Raw genomic sequence first — 12,243 nt, 5'->3', positions numbered from 1 at the left:
AGGAAACAGCGCCAGCCTGTGCACGGATTGGGCACCGGCCGACGCAAGGAAGCAACAGTCCACAACCTTCAACGCAGCGGCGTTCCGGTCAAATTGACAACCAGGGGGTCACCCGTATTGTCGTCCCATTGTTTTTGGGACATGACATGACACGCGAGCAGATTTCGGATTTCTGCGTTGCCGCCCTGGCAAATATCCTGCGAATTTCGAAGGACCGGGTCGACATCGGCACGAAATTCAGCCGCCTTGGGCTCGATTCGGCGATGCTGGTCTACCTGATGATGGAACTCGAGGAGAAGCTCGACCTCGAACTATCGACGGACGACTTCTACGACCATCCGACCGTTGAGGCGCTGTCGCAATTTCTCGCCGACAAGGGCGCAATCCGTCCCGCCGCCTGAGGGCGGCAGAAGCCGGCGCAACCCATGGAAACCTTCCGCTCGCTCGTGGCACTGCTGGCCCGACGTGCGGCGGAGCAGGCCGACGATAGGGCCTACATCTTCGTATCCGATCGCGGGACGGAGGAAGCTGTCCTCACCTTCCGCCAACTGCATCACTCCGCATCCGCCCTCGCGCAGCGATTGACCGTGGCCGCGCGTCCCGGCGACCGCGCCATCCTGGTGTTTCCGCCCGGCATCGAATTCATGGTGGCGTTCTTCGGCTGTCTGATCGCCGGCATCATCGCCGTGCCGATGATGACGCCACGGCGAAACAGCGCGCGCGATGCGAGCGCCGCGATACTCGCCAATTGCACGCCGGCGGTGGCGCTGACCAATTCGGCCGTCGCGCTCCGCGGTGATCTGCGGGCACGCTTCGCGCACGAGCACATTCGCTGGATCGAGGTCGATCTCGCCGCGGCCGATGATGAGACAATCGAACTGCCCGAGCCGGCGCCGGACGACATCGCCTTCCTGCAATACACCTCCGGCTCGACGTCCGCGCCCAAAGGCGTGATGGTGAGCCACGCCAATCTGCTCGCTAATCTCGAGATGATCCGGCTCGCGCTCGGCAACACCCGGCAATCGACTTACGTCAATTGGGTGCCGCTCTATCACGACATGGGGCTGATCCTGAACGCACTGCAGGCGCTCTATGTTGGGGCGACTTGCGTGCTGATGGCACCGAATGCGTTCATGCAGCGGCCGCTCGGCTGGCTGCGCGCGATCTCTCATTACCGCGCGGAAGTGGCGTGCAGCCCGAATTTCGGCTTCGACCTTTGCGTCAGCCGCTATCGCGCCGACCAGATGGAGGGCGTCGAACTGTCCTCGCTCAGGATCGCGCTGAACGGCGCAGAGCCGGTGCATGCGGAAACCATCGAACGGTTCATCCAGACATTTACGCCGCACGGCTTCGATCCGCGCGCAATGTATCCCGCCTACGGAATGGCGGAAGCGACGCTCCTGATTTCCGGCGGACGCCGCGACGACGGTCATGTCACACGCAGCCTGAGCCGCACGGCGCTTCAGGCGCACGCAGCGGAAGCGCCTTCCAGCGCCGAAGACACGCAGATCGTCGTCGGCTGCGGCCGCGCGCTCACCGGCGAGCGGATCGCCATCGTGGACGCGGACAACCGCACGCGCCTGCCCGCGGACCGCGTCGGCGAGATATGGGTGAACGGGGCCAATATCGCCCGCGCCTATTGGCGCAACGACGAGGCGACGCGCGAGGGGCTCAATGCGCAGATTACCGGCGAAAACGGGGCGTGGCTGCGCACCGGCGACCTCGGCTTGCTCGACGTCACCGGCGAACTGTTCGTCACCGGGCGGATCAAGGACCTCATCATCGTCCGCGGCATCAACCATTATCCCCAAGACGTCGAGCGCACCGTGCAATCGCTCGATGGAGCTTTGCGCGAAAATTGCGGCGCGGCGTTCTCGGTGCCCGACGAGACCGGCGAAGAGGCACTCGTCATCGTCCAGGAAATCGAGCGCACCGCGCGTCACTCGATCGACACCGAAGCGATCAGGGGCCGGATTCGGGAGGCCATCGCCGACAACCACGAACTCTCGGCGCGCCACATCGCGCTGATCCGGCCCGGCGCCCTGCCGAAGACCACCAGCGGCAAGATCCAGCGCAAGCTGGCGCGCAAACTCTGGCTCGATGGCGGTTTCGAGCAGCTCGGCTGAGGACCGCTCAGAAATCGATCTTCGCGTTCTCCCCATCGCGCAGGCTCGCAACGATCCCCTGCTCGATCTTGCGCGCCAGGATGGCGCGATAGTGGATGAAGTCGGCAAAATTGGCGCGGTCGCGCGTGAGATCGTTGTCAACGCGATAGTTGATGAAATTGCTGCGCGGTCGGCCCGCGACCACTTTCTTCAGCGCGGCATCGCACGCGCTGCGCTCCAGGGCGGCTTCCGTGCCGGGTTTCGGCACGGTGGTCGCGAAGGTCGGCGGCACGATGATGACGACGGGCACACCGGCCGGCAATGTCCTGACGATATCTGCCAGCGCAGCGATCTCGGGAAATGTCGCCCGCATCTCGGCGGACAAGGACGGCGCCGGATCCCTGGGCCAGCCGACTTCCTTGAATTGGCCCGGCGGCCAGATGTCCTCGTAGCTGACAAAGCCGTCAGGGTTCATCCGTGGTCGCCGGCCAAGGCCGATGCTGATGCGTTGAAAAGCGTGCTCGATGGCCTGCCATGAGATCAGACGCGCAGCGTAGGTGACGACGCTTCTGTCATAGAGCCAGTCGGGAAACGGGACGCCGCCCTCCTCCTTGAGCCGTGCATGCACGCACCAGCCGGGATCAGTCACGACCACCAGGGCACCGACCTCGCGGTGATTCCGCAGGAAGAAGTCCAGCACCGCGAGCTCCTGGCGGGGAAACGCACCGGTCATGTAGAGCTGCACGAATCGCAGGCCGGTCGCGCGCGACAGTTCCATCGGCTCGATCATCTGCGCCGTCGAATTGCCCAGGATCGCGGCATTGAAATCCGGATTTCGCGCGCGGCTCGCCGCCGTGATCTGAGTCAGACGATTATCGACGCCGTCGATGCCAAGCAGGCCGAGCTTGCCGCTGTCATAGGGATCGACCACCACCATCAGTGCGAGCACCAGCAGCGCAGCCCCGATCAGCGTGCCCAGACACGCGAGCAAGCTCCGACCCCAGCCGGGGTCGGTCTCAGAACTTGAAGTAGACGAAGTCATGGAGATCCCGACCACCCATGTGAAGCAGCAATGCGAATAGCCCAAGACCGAGCAGACCCGCGAGCCACGGATTGGGGCGACGCGTGAGCACCGCCACGATGTCCTGGCTCGCCGGCAGCAGGAATGCGAACAGCGGCGCTACAATCAGCGGCCACAAATGCTTTCCGCGCTCGAGCGGCAGCGGCGAAACCAGCCCACAGAAGACATGCCATGCCGCCTCCACGGAGCCCGCGCGAAAAATCACGCCGGTCGCGAGCACAAAGAGCACGGTGAGCGTCCAGCCGAGCCATGACGGGAACTCCGGGCCATAGCGACGCCACAGCGTGCAGGCAACCAGCGCAAGCCCGTGCAGCACGCCCCACAACACGAAGGTCCAGCTCGCGCCGTGCCACAGGCCGCACAGCGCCATCGTGATCATCATCGCGCCGAAGAACTGGATCGGTAGCCAGTGCCGCGGCAAAAGACGCAGGTTGACCAGCGGATAAAACACGTAGTCGCGCAGGAACAGCATCAAGGTGATGTGCCAGCGCTGCCAGAAATCCTGGATATTGGTCGAGCGCAGCGGCGCATTGAAATTGTACGGCAGCTGCACGCCGAACAGCAGACCAAGGCCGATCGCGATGTCGGAATAGCCGGAGAAATCGAACAGGATCTGGAAGGAGAAGCAGAAGGCAAGCCAGGCATCGCCGCTGGGCAAGGGCCCGTTCGCTGCCTGCGCGTAGATGGGATCGAGCAGATGCGCGAGGCCGTCGGCGATCACGATTTTTTCGAACAGGCCGATCGCAATGAAGCAGGTCGCCACACAGAACTGGCGCTGCCAGCCCGGAACGTAGATCTGCCTGCCGAACTGATGCATCACCTCCGACCAGCGCGCCAGGGGGCCGGCGATCGCCTGCGGGAAGAAGGCGATGTAGAGCGCGTAGCGGTCGAGCGCATAGAGCGGCGCCCTGCCGCGCTTCAGGTCGACCAGATACATGACGTGGTGGAAGGTGAAGAAGGAGATGCCGAGCGGCAGCCCGACGTCGAGCACCGGCAACGTCGTACCCAGCGCGAGACCGAGATTGGCGAGTAGGAAGTTGGCGTATTTGAACAACGCCAGCACCGCGAGATCGAGCCCGATCACCAGCGTCAGCACCGCCGGCCACTTCAAGCGCCCATAGGCGACCGAGGCAAGCCAGTTGATCACGATCAAGCCGATCAGGAGCAGGATGAATGACGGGCTGCCCCAGGCATAGAAGGCGAGCGACAGCGCGACCTGCACGCCGATGCGCAGATGCGGATAGGGATCGGCCAAGCGATAGATCAGCAGCGCCGCGGGCAGGAAGACCAGGAGAAAGGGATAGTCGTTGAACAACATCGGTTCAAAGCCGCGCCATCGCCGGCGTGAGCCGGCGGATGATGCTCAGCCCGTTTCGAGGTCGGGCGCAACTTCACCCGGCTGCCGCAGCATGCGTCGCGCAATCTTCTCCTCGCTCGGCACCTTGACGTCCCAGGCCAGTCCCAGCGCTTCCAGCGCCCGGATGAAGATGAAGCCCGGATCGAACTCGAACCAGCGCAGGCCGAAGGCCGCGGAATAGGGAAATGCGTGGTGGTTGTTGTGCCAGCCCTCGCCCCAGGCGAGCCAGGCCATCACGCCGAGATTGCGGCTGTTGTCGTCGCGGGTGACGAAGGGCTGCGCGCCAAAGCTATGCATCACGGAGTTGATGGCGGACATGGTCTGCTCGACCACGAACATGCGCACCACGCCGCCCCAGAGCAAGCCGGTGAGTGCGCCCCACAGGCTCATGGTGGCGAGGCCGCCGATCGCGGCCGGCAGCACCAGGCCGAGACCGACCCAACTGTAATAGTAGCTGTTGACGGCAACCAGCCTGCGATCCGCCATCAGATCCGGGACATAGTGCGCAACATTGGGATAATCGTGCTCGATCATCCAGGTCAAATGCGCGTGCAGGAAGCCGCGCAGGCGGCCGAACGCGCCCTCGCCGTGCAGCCGCGGCGAATGCAGATCGCCGTCGTGATCGGACAATTCGTGGTGCCGGCGGTGCATTGCCGCCCAGGACAGCATGGGGCCGCGGCCGGCCATCGATCCCATCACGACCAGGATCGCACTCATCGCTGTGGAGGTCGCGAAGGCGCGGTGGGTGAAGAGCCGGTGATAGCCAACGGTAAGGCCGAGGCCGGTAACCAGCCAGAAGCCGACGAACAGGCCAAGCTCCATCGCGCCGATCGGGCGGTAGAACAGAAGGACCAGCGCCAGCAGCGTGCCCACGAAGGGCAAAACGTCGAAGATGATGAAATGCCGGCGCTGCATCCGGCGAAAATGCCGGCTGCGGATAATTCGATGATCGCGTTGCTGCTGCACGGGCGGGATTCCAGGGCACCGACTAAGAGTACATACCCCCGCGCCGGCCGCAACCCAAGCCACCGCCCAAGGTTTCAACAGCCACGAAAACCTATACAATCGTCCGGACGCGCCAAAACGCGTTGAAATATCGCCCCTTTCCCCTTGCCCCACGAGCCGCCATGCCGTCACGTGCTGCGACGATCTTGACCGTACTGACACTTCTCATTGCGGGACCGGCCATGGCATTTGATTCGGCTTTCGACCTCGAGGCCCATCGCGGCGGGCGGGCGCTGCTGCCGGAAAACACGCTTCCGGCCTTCGCCAATGCGCTGTCGATGGGCGTGGACACGCTGGAGCTCGACGTCGGCATCACCGCCGACGGAGAAGTCGTCGTGTCGCATGAGCGCGGGCTCAACCCTGATATCACGCGGGATGCGAGCGGCGCTTATGTCGCGGCCCCCGGCACGCCCTTCGTGAAACTGCGGCTCGCCGATATCAGGACCTATGACGTCGGCGAGTTCCGGCCAGACAGCCCTTACGCGAAGCAATTCCCCGACCAGCGCGCCATGCCCGGGACCCGCATTCCGACCTTGAGCGAGCTGTTCGCGCTGGTGCGCAAATCCGGCAATACGCGCGTGCGCTTCAACATCGAGACCAAGATCGATCCGAACCATCCGGACGAGACGCCCGATCCGCAAGCTTTCGTCACCAGGCTGCTCGCCCTGATCGAAGCCGAAAAGTTCTCCGACCGCGTCATGATCCAGTCGTTCGACTGGCGGACTCTGTTGCTCGTCCAGCAGCGGGCACCGAAGATGCCGACGGTGTACCTGACGCTCCAGCGCGGCTCGAGCCAGACGGTGGCGCTGGACAAGGCGACCAATTGGACAGCAGGATTCAGCCCGACCGATCATGGCGGGTCGCTGCCCCGGACCATCAAGGCTGCGGGCGGCACGGTCTGGTCGCCCTATTTCGGCGATGTGACCGCGGCGCTGATCGCCGAGGCCCATGCGCTCGGGCTGCGTGTCGTGGTCTGGACGGTCAACAAGCCTGAAGACATGACGCGCATGATCGAGATCGGCGTCGACGGGATCATCTCCGACAGGCCCGATTTGTTGCGACAGGTCGCGGGCGAGAAAGCAATTGCGTTGCCCGCGGCGACGCCGGTGGAGCCGTAGAAGCGGGCCTTACTCCCCGTCCCGCAAGCGCCGGTACAGCGCGCCCAAAATGTTGGAGTAATCGTCGGTCCAGACCCGCACCCTGTCGTCGGCTTCGGTCTGCTCCCATGATTTCGACGATGCGAGCCTGCCGACGTCGGCATCCTCGCGGGCGGAGATGACGACGTCGGTCGAGAAGATGTAGTCGCCATCGCGCCCCGAATCCTCGTTGTAGACCCAGCTCTTGAGATCGTTGGCATCGGCGATGCCGACCACGACGGTCTCGAGATCGAGGTGGCGGTTTGAGACGTGCATCACCACGGCACCGTGCGGAGCGAGCTTGTCCTTGTAGATCTTCATCGCTTCTTCGGTCGCAAGATGGATCGGGATCGCATCGGACGAATAGGCGTCCACGATGATGAGATCATAGCCGCCGTCCGGCTCCTTCGCGAAGGTGAGGCGGGCGTCGCCGATCACCGGCTTCAGGCCCGGCATGCAGCTCGAGATGTAGCGGAAATTCTTCGGATCGCTTGCCGCGTCGACCATGGACTGATCGATCTCGAAGAAGGTCCAGCTCTCGCCCGGCTCCGCGGCGCAGGCGAGCGTGCCCGATCCGACGCCGATCGCCGCGACCTTCAGCGGCGCGCCCTTGCGCTCGCGCATCGCGGTCACGGCCTGACCGATGCCGCCATCCTTGTGATAGTAGGTGATCGGCTCGGGCCGGCCAGTGACCGGCGTGCCGTCATTGTTGAGGAAGCGCTCGGCGCCGTGGATCGTGGTGCCGTGCATCAGCACATGGAAATAGCCGCCGGGCGTCACCACGATCTTGTGCACGCCGAAGAAGCTGCGCACCGTGGTGACGCGGCCTTCGTCCGCCGGATAAACCCGGATCAACGCCAGCGCCAGCGCGAAGGTGGCGAATATCTTCCAGCGGCCGGCGTTGACCGCCAGCGCCAGCAGCGCGGCGAGCACGCCGACGCCGCTGGCCAGCCAGACGCGGTGATCCTCGAACCAGCTCGACAGGGCGCCCGTCGTGGCAAAGGGCGCAACGAGCACGACGACCAGCGCGGCAAGCGCCAGCCAATACCATTTGACGATGCCCGCCAGCCGCTCGTTCGCCGGCGGCCGGCAGAGCGCGGCAAGCGCAACCAGGATCGGATATTCCGCGATCCAGGAGAATGTGAACGGCGCGACGAGCCCTGCGAACAGGCCGCCGACCATGCCGCCGAACGACAGCGCGACATAGAATCCGGTGAGATATTTCGCGGCCGGCCGGGTCCGCGCCAATTCGCCGTGGCAGGCCATGGCGATGACGAAGAAGCACAATTGATGGCCGCCGAGCGTCAGCAGCAGGTTCTGTTCGCCGCCGAAGGCCAGCAGGAAGACGACGCCCGCGATCGCGACCGGCTGCAGCATCAGCATCCATTTGTGCGGCAGCAGCGGCCGCGACTGGAACACCACCACCCAGGTCAAGAGGTACAGCGACAACGGCAGCACCCACAGCAGCGGCGCGGCCGCGACGTCGGTCGAGATGTGCGCGGTGACGGCGATGAGCAGGCCGGACGGCACTCCGGCGAGGAATATCCAGCGCAGCCGCGTCATGAAACCGGGCGCCGGCGCATTCAAATCCTCGGTTCGTGCATCGACCAGGGCCAGCTTCGGCGAGCGCAACAGCAGCACGCCGCATGCTGCGATCAGGAGGATCAGAATGCCGTAACCGCCGGTCCAGAGCCGGTTCTGCGTGTGCAGCGTGAACATCGGCTCCAGCAGGAACGGATAGGACAACAGGGCGAGGAAGCTGCCGATGTTGGAGGACGCATAGAGGAAATAGGGATCATGTCCGGCAGGATGCCCGGTGCGGACGAACCAGGCCTGCAGCAACGGATTGTTGGCGGCAAGCGCGAAGAACGGCAGCCCGATCGAGATCACGAACAGGCCGAGCAGCCAGATCGCGTAGCCCGAAGCGGGCGGATCGCCATAGGCGGAGGCGATGCCGAGCGGCAGCGTGGCGAAGGCCGCGATCAGCAGCAGGAGATGCACCAGCACGGGAACGATGCGGTTCCTCACCTGCATCAACAAATGCGCATAGGCGTAGCCCGCCAGCAGCAGCGACTGGAAGAACACCATCGCCACCGACCACACCGCCGGCGAGCCGCCGAGCCGCGGCAGGACCATCTTGGTGAACAGCGGCTGCACCGAGAACAGCAACAGCGCGCTGACGAAGATCGCGGCGGTGTAGACCGTCAGCAGCAGCCGGTTGCGTGACGAGGACGGCTGCTCCGTGGCGGCGGGTTGCACGATCGAATCCATGGAAGCTCCAGCATATCCCGGCGGACGCCGGGCGCGCGCAATGGAGCACAAGGCGCCTGAACGAGCAATAAAGGCTCTCGTGATGTTGCAGCGGGGAATGCTTCATATACAGATGTCATTCCGAACCGGGGCGCTCAGACCGTCCCGGAATGACCGTGGAACAGCTTGCACCTTCATGATCGAAACCGACGTCATCATCATCGGCGCTGGCCATAACGGCCTCACCTGCGCGGCCTATCTCGCGATGGCCGGCTTGCGCGTGCGCGTGGTCGAGCGCCGCAAGGTGGTCGGCGGGGCCGCGGTCACGGAGGAGTTTCATCCGGGCTTCCGCAATTCGGTCGCGGCCTACACCGTGAGCCTGCTTAATCCGCAAGTGGTCCGCGACTTGAAGCTGGCCGAACAGGGCCTGCGCATCGTTGAACGGCGCGCGCAGAATTTTCTGCCCGCTCCCGACGGCAGCTATCTCCTCACTGGCGAGGGACGGACGCAGGCATCCGTCGCACGGCTGAGCGCGCATGACGCAAACGCGCTCGACGGGTTTTCGCGCGAGCTGGAAGATATCGCCGACGTGCTCCGGCAATTCGTGCTGCGCGCGCCGCCAAACCTGCTCGATGGCTTCGGCACGGCCTCGATCCGCGAGGCCGTGAACGCATTCCAGAGTGCCAACATCCTGCGCGGGTTGTCTCTGGAGCAGAGCCGCAGCCTGCTCGATCTCTTCACCCGCTCGGCCGGCGAGATGCTGGATGAACGTTTCGAGCATGATCTGGTCAAGGCGCTGTTCGGCTTCGATGCCATCGTCGGCAATTATGCCAGCCCCTACGCCGCGGGCTCGGCCTATGTGATGCTGCATCACGCCTTCGGCGAGGTGAACGGCAAGAAGGGCGTCTGGGGTCACGCCATCGGCGGCATGGGCGCGATCACGCAAGCCATGGCGCGCGCCGCACGCGACCGCGGCGTCGTGATCGACACCGATGCAGGCGTGCGCGAGGTCATCGTCGAGCGCGACCGCGCGGTCGGCGTGGCGCTGGAGAACGGCACGACCATCCGCGCGAAATATGTCGCGGCCAACGTCAATCCGAAGCTGCTCTATACGCGGCTGGTCGCCGCCGATGCGCTTCCCCAAACTTTCCTCGACCGCATCCGGCACTGGAAGAACGGCTCCGGCACCTTCCGCATGAACGTGGCGCTGGACCGCCTGCCCTCCTTTACGGCGCTGCCAGGCGACGGCGATCATCTCACCTCCGGCATCATCCTGGCGCCTGATCTCGGCTACATGGACCGCGCCTTTCTCGATGCCCGGGCGCACGGCTGGAGCCGAGAGCCGGTCGTGGAAATGCTGATCCCCTCGACGCTCGACGACACGCTCGCGCCCGCAGGACACCACGTCGCAAGCCTGTTCTGCCAGCACGTCGCGCCGGAGCTTCCAGATGGGAAGTCGTGGGACGACCATCGCGACGAGGTCGCCGACCTCATGATCGCGACTGTGGACAAATACGCGCCGGGTTTTGCGACAAGCGTGCTCGGCCGCCAGATCCTGTCACCGCTCGACCTTGAACGGCAATTCGGCCTGCTCGGCGGCGACATCTTCCACGGCGCGCTGACGCTGAACCAGCTGTTCTCGGCCCGGCCGATGCTGGGCCATGCCGATTATCGCGGACCCGTGAGGGGCCTCTATCATTGCGGCTCCGGCGCCCATCCCGGCGGCGGCGTCACGGGCGCCCCCGGCCACAACGCCGCGCAGGCGATTTTGAGGGATCACCGGTCGTTGTTCGGAAGCCGTGGATAAGCCTGTGGATGGGCTGTGGACAGACTGTTGGCAAAACTGTGAAGGCGCGGTGGGTTACGCTTCTCCAAGCCAGTACAAGTCGGTGGAAAATCCGGGGATGAACGGCGGGATAATCCGTGGACAAAGCCCGGAAAAACCAGCGGGTAAGCCTGTGGGCATTGTGTGCAAGCCAATCCCCAAACACGACTTCGCCCGCCAGGGGGCAATTCCCCCGACGGGCGCGGCTCGAAAGCAGTCGTATGGAGAATTGGCCCCGCCGGCAAATGGGAGGCGGAAATTACTTCAAGGAGCTGCTAATCGAAGTGAACTTGTCGTTCATGGTGGTGCCCAGGCCGTTCACCACGGTAATGATCGCCAGCGCAATGCCGGCTGCGATCAGGCCGTACTCGATTGCGGTTGCACCTGAATCGTCGGTCCAGAACTTCAAAATCATGCGCTTCAAGTCTCGCCTCCTATTCCATTTCAAGCTGTGTGGGTTGCCCAACACCCGCAAATCTACGTGGTACAACCTGCGGTCGGGTTAACCTCGTGAATGCAAGTTATTGGAAAAATTGGAACAAAAGTTCCAAAAATTGAACCGGACGGAACCCTGAGAATGCAGCCTTCCCCCACCCATCGCGCCAGCTTTTCGATCGGCAGCGAGATCGCCGCCAGGCGCATTGTCGACGTCCTCACCGAAATGTTCTTCGAGGACGATGCGGCGGTCGCCGCCTTCGAGCAGCCGAACGGACAGTGGGACGTCGCGCTGCATTTCGCGAACGCGCCGGACCGGGCCTGGCTGCGCGAACTCGTTGCAACCTCAGCAGGAAATGAGATCGCGGACACGCTGGCCTTCGACACCGTCGAAGCTAGGGACTGGGTCAAGTCGAGCCTGGAAGACCTCGTCCCGGTGCCGGCCGGGCGCTTCGTCGTCCACGGCAGCCATGACCGCGACCGCGTGGCGCCAAACAAGCACGCCATCGAGATCGAGGCGGCTCTCGCCTTCGGCACCGGCCATCACGGCACCACACGCGGCTGTTTACTCCTGCTTGACCATGTCCTGAAAAGCACCCGGCCCGGCCGCGTGCTCGACCTCGGCACCGGGACCGGCGTGCTGGGGATAGCGGCGGCGAAGGCGCTGCATCGCGCGGTGCTGGCCTCCGACATCGACCCGGCCTCGGTCAAGGTGGCAGCCGAGAACGCCTTGTTGAACGAAGTCGGTCACCATGTGCGAGTGATCCGCGCCACCGGATTCGCGGCGGCTGATTTCGGGAGATGCGGCCCGTTCGACCTGGTGCTGGCCAACATCCTGGCCAATCCGTTACGGCAATTGGCGGGCCCGTTGACGCGGCACCTCGCGACCGGAGGGCGCGTCATCCTCTCGGGCCTGTTGACGCCCCAAGTCCCCGCCGTGATCGCCGCCTACCGCGCGCGCGGCCTAGTGCCTCTGAAGCACTTGCGGATCGAGGGGTGGAGCAGCCTGTTGCTGCGGAAGATGTGGTGAGTACGGGTGCTGCTGTAGA

Annotated in this window: 10 protein-coding genes; 5 read left to right on the top strand and 5 right to left on the bottom strand. The window is 64.3% G+C overall.

Annotated features, from left to right (window positions below; genetic code table 11):
* Positions 1-146: 146 nt before the first annotated feature.
* Together IVB41_RS31610 and IVB41_RS31605 are read left to right on the top strand one after the other, a co-directional pair.
* On the top strand, positions 147-401 hold the full coding sequence (locus IVB41_RS31610; RefSeq protein WP_247288021.1) for an acyl carrier protein: 255 nt from the start codon (positions 147-149) through the stop codon (positions 399-401).
* Between the two features lie 24 nt (positions 402-425).
* Positions 426-2,126, top strand: a complete 1,701-nt coding sequence (locus tag IVB41_RS31605; protein ID WP_247438359.1) for a fatty acyl-AMP ligase — start codon at positions 426-428, stop codon at positions 2,124-2,126.
* A gap of 7 nt (positions 2,127-2,133) precedes the next feature.
* Here the strand turns inward: IVB41_RS31605 and IVB41_RS31600 are convergent, their stop codons facing one another.
* Genes IVB41_RS31600 through IVB41_RS31590 form a run of 3 tightly spaced genes read right to left on the bottom strand, consistent with a single transcriptional unit; the run spans position 2,134 to position 5,509 of the window.
* Positions 2,134-3,096 carry a hypothetical protein gene (locus IVB41_RS31600; protein ID WP_247438357.1) on the bottom strand — a complete coding sequence of 321 codons (963 nt, stop codon included), beginning with the start codon at positions 3,094-3,096 and terminating at the stop codon, positions 2,134-2,136.
* A 25-nt stretch (positions 3,097-3,121) separates the two neighbouring features.
* A complete protein-coding gene (locus tag IVB41_RS31595) occupies positions 3,122-4,504 on the bottom strand; it encodes an MBOAT family protein (protein ID WP_247438355.1) in 1,383 nt (460 codons plus the stop codon).
* 45 nt (positions 4,505-4,549) lie between these two features.
* Positions 4,550-5,509, bottom strand: a complete 960-nt coding sequence (locus tag IVB41_RS31590) for a fatty acid desaturase (RefSeq protein ID WP_247438353.1) — start codon at positions 5,507-5,509, stop codon at positions 4,550-4,552.
* A gap of 161 nt (positions 5,510-5,670) precedes the next feature.
* Between IVB41_RS31590 and IVB41_RS31585 the strand changes: the two genes are divergently transcribed.
* Entirely contained in the window at positions 5,671-6,666 is a 996-nt protein-coding gene (locus IVB41_RS31585) for a glycerophosphodiester phosphodiesterase (RefSeq protein ID WP_407062509.1), read from the top strand.
* A 9-nt stretch (positions 6,667-6,675) separates the two neighbouring features.
* Here the strand turns inward: IVB41_RS31585 and IVB41_RS31580 are convergent, their stop codons facing one another.
* Entirely contained in the window at positions 6,676-8,955 is a 2,280-nt protein-coding gene (locus IVB41_RS31580; protein WP_247438339.1) for a spermidine synthase, read from the bottom strand.
* 175 nt (positions 8,956-9,130) lie between these two features.
* Here IVB41_RS31580 and IVB41_RS31575 point away from each other — a divergent pair, with 175 nt between their 5' ends.
* Positions 9,131-10,741: an NAD(P)/FAD-dependent oxidoreductase gene (locus IVB41_RS31575; protein ID WP_247438337.1), complete on the top strand. Its 1,611-nt coding sequence runs from the start codon at positions 9,131-9,133 to the stop codon at positions 10,739-10,741.
* Between the two features lie 277 nt (positions 10,742-11,018).
* Here IVB41_RS31575 and IVB41_RS31570 read toward each other — a convergent pair whose 3' ends face one another.
* Positions 11,019-11,174, bottom strand: coding sequence for a Flp family type IVb pilin (locus IVB41_RS31570; protein ID WP_085395715.1), 156 nt, complete (start codon positions 11,172-11,174; stop codon positions 11,019-11,021).
* Between the two features lie 162 nt (positions 11,175-11,336).
* Between IVB41_RS31570 and IVB41_RS31565 the strand changes: the two genes are divergently transcribed.
* The gene (locus tag IVB41_RS31565) at positions 11,337-12,224 is read left to right on the top strand and encodes a 50S ribosomal protein L11 methyltransferase (RefSeq protein WP_247438335.1); all 888 of its coding nucleotides are present in this window, start codon (positions 11,337-11,339) and stop codon (positions 12,222-12,224) included.
* The last annotated feature ends 19 nt before the right edge of the window (positions 12,225-12,243 follow it).

It is taken from the genome of Bradyrhizobium sp. 44, assembly GCF_023073095.1.
Classification (GTDB): domain Bacteria; phylum Pseudomonadota; class Alphaproteobacteria; order Rhizobiales; family Xanthobacteraceae; genus Bradyrhizobium.
Note: the sequence above shows the minus strand (reverse complement) of the source record. Positions and strands in the feature narration are given on the sequence as shown.